Annotated in this window: 15 protein-coding genes; 7 read left to right on the forward strand and 8 right to left on the reverse strand. The window is 60.1% G+C overall.

The window, feature by feature from the left end:
- A partial coding sequence (locus tag ABWQ00_RS08720) for an MBL fold metallo-hydrolase (RefSeq protein WP_353238279.1) occupies positions 1-841 on the forward strand: 841 nt, incomplete at its 5' end.
- Positions 842-843: 2 nt separating this feature from the next.
- Here the strand turns inward: ABWQ00_RS08720 and ABWQ00_RS08725 are convergent.
- From ABWQ00_RS08725 to ABWQ00_RS08750, 6 genes are all read right to left on the reverse strand, one after another.
- Positions 844-1770, reverse strand: a complete 927-nt coding sequence (locus ABWQ00_RS08725; RefSeq protein ID WP_353238280.1) for a M48 family metallopeptidase — start codon at positions 1768-1770, stop codon at positions 844-846.
- A gap of 18 nt (positions 1771-1788) precedes the next feature.
- Positions 1789-2538 carry a lysophospholipid acyltransferase family protein gene (locus ABWQ00_RS08730; RefSeq protein ID WP_353238281.1) on the reverse strand — a complete coding sequence of 250 codons (750 nt, stop codon included), beginning with the start codon at positions 2536-2538 and terminating at the stop codon, positions 1789-1791.
- Positions 2539-2560: 22 nt separating this feature from the next.
- On the reverse strand, positions 2561-3154 hold the full coding sequence (gmhB, locus tag ABWQ00_RS08735) for a D-glycero-beta-D-manno-heptose 1,7-bisphosphate 7-phosphatase (protein WP_353238282.1): 594 nt from the start codon (positions 3152-3154) through the stop codon (positions 2561-2563).
- Positions 3155-3167: 13 nt separating this feature from the next.
- Positions 3168-5300, reverse strand: coding sequence for a glycine--tRNA ligase subunit beta (glyS, locus tag ABWQ00_RS08740; protein ID WP_353238283.1), 2133 nt, complete (start codon positions 5298-5300; stop codon positions 3168-3170).
- A gap of 11 nt (positions 5301-5311) precedes the next feature.
- Positions 5312-6217 carry a glycine--tRNA ligase subunit alpha gene (gene glyQ / locus ABWQ00_RS08745; RefSeq protein WP_353238364.1) on the reverse strand — a complete coding sequence of 302 codons (906 nt, stop codon included), beginning with the start codon at positions 6215-6217 and terminating at the stop codon, positions 5312-5314.
- A 146-nt stretch (positions 6218-6363) separates the two neighbouring features.
- Positions 6364-7332 (reverse strand): AEC family transporter, encoded by a 969-nt coding sequence (locus ABWQ00_RS08750; RefSeq protein ID WP_353238284.1) that lies wholly within the window; start codon positions 7330-7332, stop codon positions 6364-6366.
- A 153-nt stretch (positions 7333-7485) separates the two neighbouring features.
- Here ABWQ00_RS08750 and ABWQ00_RS08755 point away from each other — a divergent pair, with 153 nt between their 5' ends.
- The 6 genes from ABWQ00_RS08755 (at position 7486) to ABWQ00_RS08780 (ending at position 12550) form a co-directional block, all read left to right on the forward strand.
- Positions 7486-9561: an ATP-dependent helicase gene (locus ABWQ00_RS08755; protein ID WP_353238285.1), complete on the forward strand. Its 2076-nt coding sequence runs from the start codon at positions 7486-7488 to the stop codon at positions 9559-9561.
- Entirely contained in the window at positions 9558-9989 is a 432-nt protein-coding gene (locus tag ABWQ00_RS08760; protein WP_353238286.1) for a hypothetical protein, read from the forward strand. The genes ABWQ00_RS08755 and ABWQ00_RS08760 overlap by 4 nt, the downstream gene beginning before the upstream one ends.
- Before the next feature lie 91 nt (positions 9990-10080).
- Positions 10081-10818, forward strand: coding sequence for an energy transducer TonB (locus ABWQ00_RS08765; protein WP_353238287.1), 738 nt, complete (start codon positions 10081-10083; stop codon positions 10816-10818).
- Positions 10819-10963: 145 nt separating this feature from the next.
- On the forward strand, positions 10964-11680 hold the full coding sequence (locus tag ABWQ00_RS08770; RefSeq protein WP_502908106.1) for a MotA/TolQ/ExbB proton channel family protein: 717 nt from the start codon (positions 10964-10966) through the stop codon (positions 11678-11680).
- Entirely contained in the window at positions 11680-12108 is a 429-nt protein-coding gene (locus ABWQ00_RS08775) for an ExbD/TolR family protein (RefSeq protein ID WP_353238289.1), read from the forward strand. Before ABWQ00_RS08770 ends, ABWQ00_RS08775 begins: the two co-directional genes overlap by 1 nt.
- Positions 12109-12124: 16 nt before the next feature.
- Positions 12125-12550 (forward strand): ExbD/TolR family protein, encoded by a 426-nt coding sequence (locus ABWQ00_RS08780; protein ID WP_353238290.1) that lies wholly within the window; start codon positions 12125-12127, stop codon positions 12548-12550.
- Between the two features lie 58 nt (positions 12551-12608).
- Here the strand turns inward: ABWQ00_RS08780 and ABWQ00_RS08785 are convergent, their stop codons facing one another.
- Together ABWQ00_RS08785 and ABWQ00_RS08790 are read right to left on the reverse strand one after the other, a co-directional pair.
- Positions 12609-13595, reverse strand: a complete 987-nt coding sequence (locus tag ABWQ00_RS08785; RefSeq protein ID WP_353238291.1) for a tripartite tricarboxylate transporter substrate-binding protein — start codon at positions 13593-13595, stop codon at positions 12609-12611.
- A 139-nt stretch (positions 13596-13734) separates the two neighbouring features.
- Positions 13735-14997 (reverse strand): phenylacetate--CoA ligase family protein, encoded by a 1263-nt coding sequence (locus ABWQ00_RS08790; protein ID WP_353238292.1) that lies wholly within the window; start codon positions 14995-14997, stop codon positions 13735-13737.
- Between the last annotated feature and the right edge of the window lie 22 nt (positions 14998-15019).

A 15019-nucleotide genomic window follows, 5' to 3' on the forward strand; every position in this document is an offset into this window, starting at 1 on the left:
GGCTTGGGAGCAGATCGAACACACCGTGCTGAAAGGCCTGCCCATCTTGCGCGTGCTGGTGACCCACATGCACCCGGATCACATGGGCTTGGCCCATTGGCTGTGCGAGCGCTGGCAAGCGCCTTTGTGGATGAGCACCAGCGAATACCAGTCAGCCCTGTTGGCAAGCAGTGGCTTGTCCAATTTTGGGGGCGAGCCCACGGTGAAGTTTTTCGCCGCTCACGGATGGAACAAAGCCGAAGATCTGGCGGTGGTCGGGTCTCGTGTGGGTTATTACCCCAGCATGGTGCCCAAGGTGCCACGTGCTTATGTGCGATTGATGGCGGGCGCACAAGTGCGCATTGGCGATCGCCTTTGGCAATGCATCAGCGGCTATGGGCACTCACCCGAACACATGGCCTTGCATGATGTACAGGGCCAGCTGATGATCAGCGGCGACATGCTGCTGCCCTCGATTTCGACCAATGTCAGTGTCTATGCGATGGAGCCCGATGGCAACCCTTTGCAGCATTTTTTGGACTCGTTGGACAAGATGCAGCGCCTTCCCGACGACACCTTGATCTTGCCCTCGCATGGACGGCCTTTTCAGGGGGCAGCCGCCCGCATTGCCCAGCTGCGCAGCCACCATGCCGAGCGCTTGGACGAATTGGTACTCGCTTGCAGCGCACAAGCCTTGTGCGCCCACGACGCACTGCCCTTGATCTTCAAACGCGCGCTGGACGTGCACCAAACCACCTTTGCCATGGGCGAAGCCGTGGCCCATCTGAACTTGCTGTGGCTCATGGGCCGGCTCTCGCGCGAACAAGATGCCACCGGCATTTACCGGTTCAAAGGCCGCTGACCTCAGTCATCGGCCAAACCCAGCGGGGATTGACGCAAAGCTTTGCGTCGCTGCGCGTAATCGGGCATGACCTCGCCCACAGTTTCCCAAAAGCGGGGGCTGTGGTTCATTTCGCGCAAGTGGGCCAGCTCGTGCACCACCACATAGTCGATTTGGCTGATGGGCAAATGGATGAGCCGCCAATTCAGTCGAATGTGGCCATCCGTGCGGGCGCTGCCCCAGCGCGTGCTGGCGCTCGACAAACTCAGCTTTTGCCAGCGCACGCCAAGCAAGGGCGCAAAGTGGTGCAGTCGCTGTTCAAACAAGGCCTTGGCTTGCTTTTTGAGCCACACTTGCGCGGCATCGCGCACCTGCGTGACCGATGCGCCGGGCGGCACCGTGACCGGCAAGACCTCGTCAGGCGACAGGTCTTGTCCCAGCACGCGCCCTAAACCCCGCTCCAGCACGCACAACTGCACCGTGCGACCCAAAAAAGGCACTTCGGCCCCGTGCCGCCACTCGATGGCTTTTTGAAACTGCTCGGTCTGCCGCTCTTTGAACTGCTGCAGCTTGGCCACAATCCAAGCGCTTTTTTCTTGCACAGTGGCATCCACCTCGCGCAGCGTCACCCAATTGGGGGCGCGCACCACAAGGCCATCGGCCCCTACCAAAAAGCCAATGCTTTTGCGGCGCGAACGCTCAAACCGAAACGACACCATCACGCCTTGCAGCTGTGCATGGCGGTTGGCGCCAGCATGGACGAAGCCAGCGCTTGGGGGCGGCGCTGCATCTGGGGCCAAGGTAGGCACCCGGCCGATGGGATCGGAAGCCGGTGCCGGTACCCGTGATGGTGCTTGGCTTGAAGCTTGCGCCGATGACGGCGCCGAGGTGGGCACCACCGGGTCTCCACCGGTGAAAAAATCGAGCACAAACTGCAAAGGCGCCCGCATGACTGGCCTCTGTAGAGATCAGTTCCCGGCCAAGGCGGGGTAAGCCTCAGGGTCCAGCCGGTGCATCTCGGATTCGATCCATGTCTCAACCTCGAGCATCAACTCATCGGCGCTGCGCCCTTCGCTGGAGATGGCAGGGCCGATCGAAATGTCCACCACACCCGGTACTTTGACAAAGGCTTTGGTCGGCCAGCAACGCGCTGAAGTGACCGCAATCGGAATAACGGGCACACCCGCAGCAATGGCCAAGCGGGCACCGCCGCTTTTGTATTCGCCTTTTTGACCCCGCGGGATGCGCGTGCCTTCGGGAAACATGATGACCCACACGCCATCGTCCATCAGACGACGGCCCTGCTGCACCACCTTGGCAAAGGCGCGCGAGCGCTGCTTGCGGTCAATGTGGATCATGTCCAAACGGCCCATGGCCCAGCCAAAAAACGGCACATGCAGCAGCTCTTTCTTGAACACATAAGCCAAGGGGTGCGGCATGATGACGGGCATCACAAAAGTCTCCCAAGTGGACTGGTGCTTGACCAACAAAACCGCCGGGTCCTTGCTGCCCAGAGGCAAATTCTCCATGCCCTGAATGCGGTTTTCAATGCCCAAAATCCTGGTACCACTGTTCACCGCCAAGCGCAGCCAACCTACACACAGCCAATACAAGCGCGTGCTGCTGACAAAGTAAGAAACCACCACGACAAACAGTGCCCAAGGCACCACCGTGATGGCCATCCAAAGCACATGGGCCAGTGAGCGAATGAAGTTCATGCAGAAGGCGCTCTGGTGGATTTCAAGGGTTGACCGTCGAGGTCGTGCTGTGCCAAGGCGTCGAAGCCTGGCCCAAAAAATGGTCGACAAAGGCTGCCAAGTCGGCGTGGACTTGGGTCTCGGGCGGGAATCCTGCTGGCAACATGTTGACATCCCCACGGGCGTGGCGTCCGCTCAGCACCCAATGCGGTTCACAACCTGCTGCCTTTGCCGCCTGCATGTCACGCAGCCTGTCGCCGACATAAGGCACGCCCGCCAGGGCAATACCATAGCGCTCTTCAATTTGCAGCAGCAATCCGGGCGCAGGTTTGCGGCAGGTACAGCTCTCATCGGGCGCATGGGGGCAATAAAAAATGGCATCGATACGGCCACCCAAAGCGGCCAGCGACTTGAGCATGAAGGCATGCACCGCATTGAGCGCGGCCATGTCTAAAAGTCCGCGACCTAAACCCGATTGGTTGGTGGCCAACACCACATGGAACCCGGCATGGTTCAGGCGACTGATGGCCTCCAACGCGCCGGGCAGGGGGTGCCACTCCTCGGGCGATTTGACGAACTCTTCACTGGCCCGGTTGATGGTGCCATCGCGGTCCAAAATGACGAGTTTGGTGTGCATGGGCGCTTTCAGTTCAGGTGGCCAGGCGCGACAAATCGGCCACGCGGTTCATGGCCGCATGCAGTGATTTGAGCAGACCCTGTCGGTTCAGGCGCAGGTCCATTTCTTCGGCATTGACCATCACATCGTCAAAGAAGGCATCCACCGGGGCGCGCAACGCAGCCAAGGTTTGCAGGCTGGCTGTGTAGTCACCCGCCTTGAACAGCGCCTCGGACTCGGGCAACAACTTTTGCATGGCGGCGTACAGGCCTTTTTCAGCGTCTTCTTGCAGCAGCGCGGGGTTGACGTGGGCATCCACCTCACCGGCTTTCTTGAGGATGTTGCCGATGCGCTTGTTGGCGGCAGCCAGCGCGGGGCTTTCGGGCAAGGACGCAAAAGCGCGTACAGCTGTCAAGAACAGGTTGACTTGACCCAGACGGGCGGGTCGCAGGGCCATGACGGCATCGACCTCTTGCGCGGTGAACCCTTGCTCGCGCAAGCTACCGGACAGGCGGTCGTAAAAAAACTCGATGAGCGCGTCCGATGTGCCCACGATCTTGTCGCCGAACACCGGGGCAGACAAAGCCAACAATTCGGGCAAGCCCAACGCCAGATCTTTCTCAACCAGCATCCGAATCACGCCCAAAGCGTGGCGGCGCAGCGCAAACGGGTCTTTGTCACCTGTGGGCAGATTGCCAATGCCGAACATGCCCACCAGAGTTTCGAGCTTGTCGGCCAGGGCCACCACCAAGCCGACCGGGTTGCTGGGCAGGTGATCGCCGGCGAAGCGGGGGCAATAGTGGTCGGAGATGGCACTGGCAATTTCTTCGCTCAGACCATCATGGCGAGCGTAATAGTTGCCCATGATGCCTTGCAACTCAGGGAACTCGCCGACCATATCGGTAAGCAGATCGGTCTTAGCAAGCCGCGCAGCAAGCACGGCCTTTTCGGCCAGCTCGGCGCCGCCGATTTGCTCACCGATTGCGCGGGCAATGGCGCACACCCGTGCCATGCGATCGCCCTGGCTGCCCAGCTTGTTGTGATAGACCACCTTGGACAGGCCTTCGACGCGCGACTCGAGCGTCTTTTTGCGGTCCTGGTCGAAGAAGAATTTGGCGTCGGCCAGACGGGGGCGCACCACCCGCTCATTGCCTTGAATCACGGCAGACGCATCATCGGGGGTGATGTTGCTCACCACCAAAAACTGGTGGGTCAGCTTGCCGGCCGCATCGAGCAGCGGAAAGTACTTTTGATTGGCCTTCATCGTCAAGATGAGGCATTCCTGCGGCACATCGAGAAACTGCTTCTCAAACTCGCACACCAGCACATTGGGCCGCTCGACCAGGGCCGTGACTTCGTCGAGCAAAGCCTCATCTTCAATCGGACGCACACCCCCGCCCACCCGGGCCGCAGCGGCCTGCAATTGGCGCAAGATTTCAGCACGGCGATCGGCAAAGCTGGCAATTACCGCACCATCGTTCCTCAGTGTCTCGGCGTACTGGTCGGCATGCTGCAAGACCACGGGTGAGATCTTGGCCTCAAAGCGGTGACCTTGGGTGCTGTTGCCCGCCGTCAGGCCCAGCGCCTTGACCGGCACCACCGCGCTGCCATGCAGGGCGATCAGGCTGTGCGCTGGCCGCACAAAATTGACGCTGCTCCAGCCGGGCAACTCGCAATCGGTTTCCAGCTGGTACTGCATGACTTTGGGAATCGGCAGCTTGGCCAGCGCTTCTTCCAGCGCCTTTTGTAAGCCCGCTTGCAGCGATGCGCCTTTGACGATGCTGTCGTAAAACAAGGCGTCCGCTTTGCCATCGGGCGCGCGCTTGAGCGCGGCCACAGCGGCAGCCGGATCGCTCACGTCGGCCCCAAGGGCCTGCATTTTTTTCAGCAAGGCAGGTGTGGCTTGGCCTGTCGCGTCCAGGCCCACGGCCACGGGCATCAGCTTTTGCTGCACCGCCTTGTCGGCGGCTTGCGCGGCCACGCCCGTCACATGCGCGGCCAGGCGGCGGGGCGAGGCAAAAGCCGTCACCACCGCGTCGGCGGGGGCCAGGCCCTGGGCCTTGAGTTGTTCGGCCAGCACGCCCGCGAAAGCAGCACCAAGTTTGTTGAGCGCCTTGGGCGGCAGTTCTTCCACAAACAGTTCCACCAGCAAGTTTTGTGTCGTCATGTTGTTCTCCCTCACGCGGCTTTCTTGGGCATTTGGGCCACCCATTCACGCGGGGCCATCGGGAAGTCCAGACGTTCGCGGCTTTCGTAATAACTCTGGGCCACGCTGCGGGCCAGGTTGCGGATGCGGCCGATGTAAGCAGCGCGCTCGGTCACGCTGATCGCGCCACGCGCGTCCAGCAGGTTGAAGGTGTGCGCGGCCTTGAGCACCTGCTCATAGGCGGGCAGCGCCAGCTGCTGCACGATCAGGTTTTGCGCCTGTTTTTCGTGCGCACCAAAGGCGGTGAACAAGAAATCGGCATCGCTGTGCTCGAAGTTGTAGGTGGACTGCTCCACCTCATTCTGGTGATACACGTCGCCATAGCTCAAAGTGTCGGTCCACTTGAGGTTGTAAACGTTGTCCACGCCCTGCAAATACATGGCCAAGCGCTCCAGGCCGTAGGTGATCTCGCCGGTGATCGGCTTGCAGTCGATGCCGCCGACTTGCTGGAAGTAGGTGAACTGCGTGACTTCCATGCCGTTGAGCCAGACTTCCCAGCCCAAACCCCAAGCGCCAAGGGTGGGGTTTTCCCAATCGTCTTCGACAAAGCGGATGTCGTTTTTCTTCAGGTCAAAACCCAGCGCTTCGAGCGAGCCCAGGTACAGCTCCAGGATGTTGCTGGGTGCGGGCTTCAAAACCACTTGGTACTGGTAATAGTGCTGCAGGCGGTTGGGGTTCTCGCCGTAGCGGCCATCCTTGGGGCGGCGGCTGGGTTGCACATAGGCGGCTTTCCACGGCTCTGGACCAATGGCCCGCAAAAACGTGGCGGTGTGGCTGGTGCCCGCGCCGACTTCCATGTCGTAGGGCTGGAGCAAGGCGCAGCCCTGGGCGTCCCAGTACTGCTGTAATTTGAGAATGATCTGTTGGAAGGTCAACATGGCCTGAGCAAGGCCAGCAGCGAGCTGGCCAAAGTTAGAGGGTGCGCAAGCTTGGCGCGAACCCATGATTTTACGGGCTTTGAACCTCCGCCAAGCTTGGCAAAAGACATCGGGGTGTGCGCCGCCTTAGGCAAGCCTGCATGACGCTAGGCCTTGAAAAAATCCACCACCCCAGAGAAAGTCACGAACGCCGCCACCGTGGTCACCATGATGATCCGTGCGATGCGTCCGTTGTCGGCGCCCAAGCGCTCGGCCAACAAAGACACATTGCTGGCACTGGGCAGGGCCGCCACCAAGACCATGACCTGCAGGGCAAAGGGCTCCAGCGGCACCCCCCACTGAATCGCAGACAAGCCCACCAGCAAGACCAGCAGGGGGTGCACGACCAGCTTGATCACAGCAATCGGCAGGTAGTCGATGGCACGCAAGGGGCCATCGGGGCGCTCATGCGACAGCATGACCGAACGGGCCAAAACCGCTCCGATCGTGAACAAGGCCACGGGAGAGGCCGCATCGGCCAGCAAACCCACGGTTTTGTTCACAGGGCCAATCAGCTCCAGATTCCAGAATGAAAACGCTGCCCCCGCACAGATGGCCCAAGGCATCGGATTGCGCAAAACCCCGCCCAAAGCCTTGCGTGCAGCCACCAGCGCGCCATGCTGCCCTGCGGCATCCATGCGCGACAAGGCCACACACAACGAAGACGTGATCACCAGATCCACCAAGATCGTCACGATCGCAGGGCCCACGGCCTGCGCCCCCAACAAAGCGACCAGCAAAGGCACGCCCATGAAGCCCGTGTTGGGAAAAGCCGCCACCAAGGCACCCAAGGACGCATCGTTCCAGCGCACACGCCGGTTCAAGCTGATGCCAATGCTCAGGGCCACGATGAGCAAAGCACACAACAGGTAAGTGAAAAACACGCCAGCATCCAGAAGCTGGGCAATCGGGGTGTCGGCACCAAACCTGAACAGCATGCAAGGCAAAGCAAAAAACAGGACAAACCCATTCAAGCCAGGAATGGCCTCCAAAGGCAAAAAACGCAGCCTTGCCGCCAGGTAGCCGCACAAAACCAGCGCAAAAAACGGAAAAGTGACGCGGAAAATTTCAAGCATGCCCCGATTGTCGGGGTAAACCATGAAGCCAAAGCCGCAAACAAAGTCTCTGAGTCGACATGTTGATGGACTGCCGTTTGAAAAAAGCGACCGTGGCAAACCGCTATCATGGCCCGCTTTGCCAAGCTTGCTTGTATTCCACAGATCTCCCCCATGTCAGCCGGACTCAACAACGCCCAACTCGAAGCCGTGAACTTTGTCTCCGGCCCTTGCTTGGTGTTGGCCGGGGCGGGTTCGGGCAAAACGCGGGTGATCACGCACAAGATCGGACGCCTGATCGAAGCCGGGCTGGAGCCCCAACGCATCGCCGCCATCACCTTCACCAACAAGGCCGCTGCCGAGATGCGCGAGCGGGCCAAGCAATTGATCGGCAAGGCTGCCAAGGATGTTTTGATCTGCACCTTCCACGCCCTGGGCGTGCGCATCATGCGCGAAGACGGTGCGGTGCTGGGGCTCAAACCGCAGTTCAGCATCATGGACGCGGACGATGTGACCAGCATCTTGAAAGATTGCGGGGGCACCACCGATGCGGCCACCGCACGCCAATGGCAATGGACCATCAGCCTGTGGAAAAACATGGGGCTCAATGCCGAGCAAGCGGCCGCTCAAGCGCCCGACGACAACGCCCGGGTGATCGCCCGCATCATGGCGCTGTACCAGGAGCGGCTGACGGCTTACCAGAGCGTGGACTTTGACGACTTGATCGGCCTGCCCCTGAAGTTGCTGGCCGAGTTTCCAGTGGTGCGCGAACGCTGGCAGGCCAAGATGGGTCATGTGCTGGTGGACGAATACCAAGACACCAACGCCACGCAATACGAGTTGCTGAAACACCTGGTGGGCGAGCGCGCGCGCTTCACGGCAGTGGGTGACGACGACCAGTCGATCTACGGTTGGCGCGGTGCCACACTGGACAACCTGAAGCGCCTGCCGGTGGATTTTCCGAAGCTCAAAGTCATCAAGCTCGAGCAAAACTACCGCTCCACCAGCGCCATCTTGCGCGCCGCCAACCACGTGATCCAGCCCAACCCCAAGCTGTATCCCAAAACCTTGTTTTCGGAGCTGGGTGAAGGTGAACCGGTGCGTGTGGTCGATGCCGTGAACGAGGAACACGAGGCCGACCGGGCGATTGCCCGCATCCAGTCGATCCGCAGCGGGCATTCGCTCGAATCCAAACACCGCGAGTTCAAGGACTTTGCTGTTCTGTACCGCGCCAACCACATGGCCCGCCCGTTTGAACAAGCCTTGCGCCGCGCCAACATCCCTTACAAGGTGTCGGGCGGGCAGAGCTTTTTTGACAAGGCCGAGATCAAGGACCTGTGTGCCTGGTTTCGGCTGTGGATCAACAACGACGACGACCCGGCTTTTTTGCGCGCCATCACCAGCCCGAAACGCGGCATTGGCCACCAGTCGCTGGGCCAGTTGGGCACCTTTGCCACGCAGTACAAGCTGAGCCTGTTCGAAGCCCTTTTTGCTGGCAGCCTGCCCAGTGCGGTGAACGCCCGCGCCGTGACGGGCCTGCACGAGTTTGGTCGCTACATCAACGACCTGGAATTCCGCGCTCGACAGACCTTGGGCAAAGAGGCGGCGCTGGCCTTCTTGTTGGAGTGGTTGAAAGAGATTGGCTACGAGTCGCACCTGTACGAGGGCGAGGACAACGAAAAAGTGGCCTCGGCCCGCTGGACCAACGTGCTGGAGTTTTGCGACTGGATGGCCGGACGCTGCGGCGGCGAGATCGAAGACGCCACAGGAACGGATGCCACCGAATCGAAAAACCTGCTGGAGGTGGCACAAACCATCTCGCTGATCTCCACCCTGAGCGAACGCGAGAAAGACCAGAACGTGGTGACCTTGTCGACCTTGCACGCCTCCAAGGGTTTGGAGTGGCCCCATGTGATGCTGGTGGGCGTGAACGAGGGCCTGTTGCCTTTCAAGTTGGGTGACGACAACACGACTGAAGGGGCCAGCCAAGAGGGCATCTTGCTGCGCCTGCAAGAAGAGCGCCGCCTGATGTACGTGGGCATCACCCGCGCCCAGCGCAGCTTGGCCGTGAGCTGGACCCGACGACGCAAAAAAGGCCGTGAAACCATGGCCGCGCTGCCCAGCCGATTCATTGCCGAGATGCGGCTGGACGAGAACACCATCAAAGAAGACCCGCGCGAAAAGCTCAAGGCGCTTCGGGCTGAATTTGCGCAACGCGCAGCCGATGCGGCGGCAGAGGGCAAACCATGAAAATCATTTTGAACAGGCTCAATGGGCTCAGCGCTGCTCTGCTGTTGGTCCTGGCATTGAGCGGATGCCATCTGCCCCTGCAAACGCCAGATTGCCCGCCAGGACAATCGCTGAGTGCTGACCAGTTGGTCGGCAAATGGACTGTGCAAATGGCAGGTTCAGCCAAGCCATGGACCCTGAACTTGTCCCCACACCCGGAACACTTGGGCAGTCTGCGCGGTGAACTTCGACAAGGCGACCAAGGCTACTGGGTGGTGGCCGATCTGGAAGGCCGCGAGTTCACGATGGAGGAATCGCACGACGGACAACGCATTGCAGCCACATGGTTGGGCACTGCGGTACACGGCCATTGCGGTCGATGGTTAGAGGGAGAGCGGCTCGCCACAGGCCAAGCCGCAGAGGGCTTTGCCATGCGGCGCGCCCCGTAACAAAGTCTGGGTCAGTGTCTTTGCATCCCATAGGGCCAAAATCCGTGCTTTTCACGCAAAATACAGCCGAACACAGCCTTGGCAATCCTTCATGCAGTCCGCTTCTTTCCAACTGACCCGCCCCAAGCGCCCGCTGGCAGGTTGGGTTTGGGTGCTTGTTCTGCATGCCCTGCTGTTTTGGGCTGTGCATGTGGGCTTGACGCGCGACGTGGTGCAAAAAATGCCGACGGTGGTTCAAGCGCTCTTGCTCACCGACACCCGTCCTGCAACACCTCCGCCTTTGGCACCACCACCAACACCCTCACCGCCCCCCCCCACGCCCCAGCCTGTCAAGTCAGCACCGATACCAGCCCCCGTTACACCGCCAGTGACACAAGCGCCGGCCATCGAGATACCAGCCATCAGCACACCCCTCCCAACCCCAACGGGCTTGACAGCGCCATTGCCTGCGGCTGCCCCTGCACCACCGGCCGCCGCGCCTGTCGCCACGCCCGTGACAGCAGCGCCCACCCGAGCCACGGCCCCCACCCCTGCCCCCGCTCCTGCACCTACGCGCACTGCAGCAGGCGTGAATGTCAATCAATGTGAAAAACCGGAATATCCCAATGCGTCCCGCCGTCTTGAAGAAGAGGGCACAGTGGCCTTGCGCTTCTTGGTGGGCGTAGATGGCAAAGTGCTTCAATCTGAGATCGAAAAAAGCTCTGGCTTCAAGCGGCTCGACGAAGCCGCCAGAGCTGGTTTGTCCAAATGCCAATTCCGTCCCGCTTTGGTCGATGGCAAACCCGAACAAGCCTGGGCCAGCATGAAATACACCTGGCGCCTCGAATGAACCCCCGTCCGCTTCCACAACTTCACACACAGCCACCCCAAACTCGGCCACCCCACACCCCATGTCAAAGTCACAAAGACCCGCTCGCATGCTCAAGCATTTCAGAACCACTCTGACCCACCTGCTGCTGGGTCTGGGCGTGCTGATGACCCACACCTGCTGGGCATCCAATCCCAGCGCTGCCACGATGACACCCTCTGCCACACCGGACAACCCCTATGGCTTGGGCGCTTTGTGGGCACAAGGCGATGCAGTGGCCAAGATCACCTTGCTGATTTTGGTCATCATGAGCATGGGCAGCTGGTTCGTGATCGTGACCAAATACCTTGAACAGTCCAAACTGCTCAAATTGGCAGCGGCCACACAAAACAGCTTCAAACAAGCCGCATCGGTGCGGCAAGCCGCCGATGCACTCGACGCATCCAGCCCGTTTCGCTTCATTGCAGAAAAAGGCTTGGAAGGCGCGGCCCAACACCAAGGCTTGCCCGACAGCGTGGATTTCAACGCCTGGGTGGTGATGTGCCTGCAACGTGCCATGAGCACGGTGCAAAGCCGCCTGCAAGACGGGCTTGCCGTGCTGGCCACCGTCGGCTCTACAGCGCCCTTTGTTGGTTTGTTCGGCACGGTGTGGGGCATCTACCATGCGCTGGTCAAAATCGGCATGTCGGGCCAAGCCAGCATCGACAAAGTCGCAGGTCCCGTCGGTGAGGCACTCATCATGACAGCCATTGGCTTGGCCGTAGCCGTGCCTGCGGTCTTGGGCTACAACTGGTTGGTGCGTCGCAACAAGGCGGTGATGGAAGAAATCAACGCCTTCGGTGCAGATGTTCACGCGGCCTTGCTCGCTTCGGCCCAACGCTGATGGCCATGCAACTCGGCCCCAGCGTGGGGACTGGCCCCGACGACGAGGTGATGGGCAGCATCAACACCACGCCCTTGGTGGACGTGATGCTGGTCTTGCTGATCATCTTCCTGATCACCATTCCCGTCGTGACCACGTCCATTCAGGTGGACTTGCCCAAAGAGCGCCATGAGGTGCGTCAAGCACGGCCTGAAACCGTGATTGTCTCGGTGAACAAATCAGGTCAGGTTTTTGTGTACGACACCCCCATCCAAAACCAGAACGACTTGCAAGAGCGCTTGAAAAAAATCGCCGCCATGAAACCCCAACCCGACGTTCAGATTCGGGGCGATGCGCAAAGTGCCTTTGAATCGGTCGGCAGGGTCATGCACGCCCTGCAGCAGGCCGGCATTGCCCAAGTGGGCTTTGTCATTGACCCCGGCCCCTGAACATCAAGGACAACTTATGGCCATGCATTTGGGCACAGACCACAGCGATGAAGACGGCTTGATGATGGACATCAACACCACGCCCTTGATTGACGTGATGCTGGTCTTGATCATCATGCTCATCATCACCATTCCGGCTCAACTGCACGCGGTCAACATGGACATGCCCAAGGCAAGCCCCGCTGCGCCCAAAGAACCGGTGGTGGTTCGCATCGACATCAATGCGCAATCACAGTGGCGCTGGAACGGCCAAACCATCGACAACCGCGACGATTTGCAAATGCAGCTGACGCAAGCGGCCGCCATGCAGCCCCAACCCGAGTTGCACATCCGCTCTCATGGGCAAGCCAGGTACGAGGCCACGATCACCGTGCTGACCGCTGCGCAACGCGCCGGCTTGACCAAAGTCGGTATCGTGGGCAGCGAGCAATTTGCCAACTGATTTTTGAGACGAAAAAAAGCCGCTCCTAGAGCGGCTTTGGGTTTGGCGCAGACCAGAATCAGTCGGCGTATTTGCCAGCAGCGTCCACAGCGGCCTTGATCTTGATCATTTCGGCAGCCACAAACTTCTTGTGCTCTTCGGGCTCAACGCGCTTGTCGTTGACCACCAAAGCGCCCAAGGCTTCGTTCTTTTTGATGAAATCAGGGTCCTTCAGTGACTTCTTCAGGGCTTCATTCAAGGTCTTGGTGATGGCTGCAGGTGTGCCTTTGGGGGCGTACAAACCGTGCCAGATGGTCAGATTAAAGCCCTTCATGCCCATTTCCTGCAAGGTGGGGTAGTGCTTGAGGACAGGGTGGCCACTCAGGGGTTGGGCCGTGGTGACCGCAAACGCCTTGATACGACCGCCTTCGATCTGGGCCGTGGTGTTGGTGGTCTGGTCGCACATCATGTCCACCTGACCGCCGATCAAGGCCGTCATGGCAGGGGCAGTGCCGCCAAACGGGATGGTGGTCATGACTTCCTTGGTCTTCATGTTGGTCTGCCAGAGCAAGCCGCAAATGTGCGAGGCAGAACCCAGACCCGCGTGCGCAATGTTCAGCTTGCCTGCATTGGCGCGGATGTAGTTCTCAAAGTCGCGGTAGGTGTTGGCTGGCAGCTGGGGCTTGCCCACCAAGGTCATGGGCACGTCGTTGACCATGCCCAAGAACTCGAAATCCTCGAGGGGCTTGTAACCCAGTTTGCGGTACAGGGCTGGCGTTGCGGCCATGCCGATATGGAACAACAGCAAGGTGTGGCCGTCCGGAGCGGCCTTGGCCACTTTGGTCGCGCCAATGGTGCCACCGGCACCCGCAGCGTTTTCCACCACGAAGTTACTGCCGGGAACGTGCTTGCGCATCACTTCGGCCAGGTCACGGGCGACGCGGTCGGTGGGGCCGCCTGCGGCGAAAGGCACCACGATGGAAATCGGCTTGTTGCCCGGAAAGGCTTGGGCGTAAGAGCCCAATGAGACGGCTGCCAGTGCGGCCAATGCAATCCACTGCTTCATGAACAAACTCCTTAAAAGTGATGCGATTGTAAAACCACAGCATTGTCATGAAAACGCGGGAAATACTTAGCGACCCCGCTTTGATTGCCCTTGATTCAATTGAGGATTCTGATAAAAAATCTGCGATTCATCAAAAGCATCATCGGTAGCTGCGGGCATCCTCGATGACTTTGCCATCATTGGCCAGACTGCCTGGTGCCACCAAATGCACCTCGCCGCGCAACTTGGTCACATCGCGCACCGCCTCGGACACGCGGCTTTTGAGCGAATCGTCAGACAGCAGCGCTGTTTCAACGTGCAAAGCCATTTGGTCGTTGGCCATCTCACCGGTGACCACCAAACGGGCTTTGGTCAACTCCGGAAAGCGTTTCACGATCTCGGCCACCTGACCAGGATGCACAAACATGCCGCGGATCTTGGTGGTCTGGTCGGCGCGTCCCATCCAGCCCTTGATGCGCTGCCCGGTGCGGCCGGTGGGGCAGGTACCGGGCAGGATGGCGGACAAATCGCCTGTGCCGAAACGGATCAAGGGGTAATCGGGGTTGAGCACCGTGACCACCACTTCACCGACTTCGCCGTCTGCCACAGGGTCTCCGGTACCGGGTCGAACGATCTCGACGATCACGCCCTCGTCAATCACCAAACCCTCGCGCGCAGAAGTTTCATAGGCAATCAAGCCCACATCGGCGGTGGCATAGCACTGGTAGGCCGCCACACCCTGCTGGGTAAACCAGTCGCGCAAGGATGGTGGGCAGGCTTCGCCCGACACCAAGGCTTTGGTGATCGACAGCTTTTGGCCAGCCTCTGTGGCTTTTTCGATCAAGATTTTCAGGAAACTGGGCGTGCCCGAATAGGCCACAGGACGCAGGTCAGCGACCGCCGCCAATTGCTGTTCGGTGTTGCCCACGCCACCGGGAATCACCGCACAGCCCAGCGCATGGGCACCGCTTTCCATGATCCATGCCCCGGGGGTCAGGTGGTAACTGAAGCAGTTGTGGACCAGATCACCGGCCTCAAAACCAGCAGCCGCCATGGCCCGGGCTGCTCGCCAGTAGTCGGGGGCATGGCCTTCGGGTTCATAGATCGGGCCGGGTGACTGGTATACCCTGCGCACACCGGCAGAGCGGACCATCCCCTTCCAGCCAATGGTTGAAAAACCACCAAAGGGGTCTTGCGCCCGCTGGGCTTGTTGACGCGCCAGCAACTCGTACTTGCGCGTGACAGGCAGTTGGGCCAGAGCGGCACGGCTGGTCACCTGGGCTGCATCGATGCCCTTGAGGATTTCAGACAAAGCGGCGCTGTTTTTCTGGGCATTGGCGATTTGCCCCGGCAAGGCCGCCATCAGCGCTGCTTCGCGTGCTTCAGGGGCGCGGGTTTCCAACGCATCAAGGTGATGGGCCATGGGATTCTTTCGGGAGACGGGC

Source organism: Limnohabitans sp. (assembly GCF_040400975.1).
Taxonomy (GTDB): domain Bacteria; phylum Pseudomonadota; class Gammaproteobacteria; order Burkholderiales; family Burkholderiaceae_C; genus Limnohabitans_A.

Coding starts and splice junctions, on each gene's coding strand:
- ABWQ00_RS08725 (WP_353238280.1), bottom strand. CDS start 1,770: ATGCGGGCGCCTTTGCAGTTTGTGCTCGATTTTTTCACCGGTGGAGAC.
- ABWQ00_RS08730 (WP_353238281.1), bottom strand. CDS start 2,538: ATGAACTTCATTCGCTCACTGGCCCATGTGCTTTGGATGGCCATCACG.
- gmhB (WP_353238282.1), bottom strand. CDS start 3,154: ATGCACACCAAACTCGTCATTTTGGACCGCGATGGCACCATCAACCGG.
- glyS (WP_353238283.1), bottom strand. CDS start 5,300: ATGACGACACAAAACTTGCTGGTGGAACTGTTTGTGGAAGAACTGCCG.
- glyQ (WP_353238364.1), bottom strand. CDS start 6,217: ATGTTGACCTTCCAACAGATCATTCTCAAATTACAGCAGTACTGGGAC.
- ABWQ00_RS08750 (WP_353238284.1), bottom strand. CDS start 7,332: ATGCTTGAAATTTTCCGCGTCACTTTTCCGTTTTTTGCGCTGGTTTTG.
- ABWQ00_RS08755 (WP_353238285.1), top strand. CDS start 7,486: ATGTCAGCCGGACTCAACAACGCCCAACTCGAAGCCGTGAACTTTGTC.
- ABWQ00_RS08760 (WP_353238286.1), top strand. CDS start 9,558: ATGAAAATCATTTTGAACAGGCTCAATGGGCTCAGCGCTGCTCTGCTG.
- ABWQ00_RS08765 (WP_353238287.1), top strand. CDS start 10,081: ATGCAGTCCGCTTCTTTCCAACTGACCCGCCCCAAGCGCCCGCTGGCA.
- ABWQ00_RS08770 (WP_502908106.1), top strand. CDS start 10,964: ATGACCCACACCTGCTGGGCATCCAATCCCAGCGCTGCCACGATGACA.
- ABWQ00_RS08775 (WP_353238289.1), top strand. CDS start 11,680: ATGGCCATGCAACTCGGCCCCAGCGTGGGGACTGGCCCCGACGACGAG.
- ABWQ00_RS08780 (WP_353238290.1), top strand. CDS start 12,125: ATGGCCATGCATTTGGGCACAGACCACAGCGATGAAGACGGCTTGATG.
- ABWQ00_RS08785 (WP_353238291.1), bottom strand. CDS start 13,595: ATGAAGCAGTGGATTGCATTGGCCGCACTGGCAGCCGTCTCATTGGGC.
- ABWQ00_RS08790 (WP_353238292.1), bottom strand. CDS start 14,997: ATGGCCCATCACCTTGATGCGTTGGAAACCCGCGCCCCTGAAGCACGC.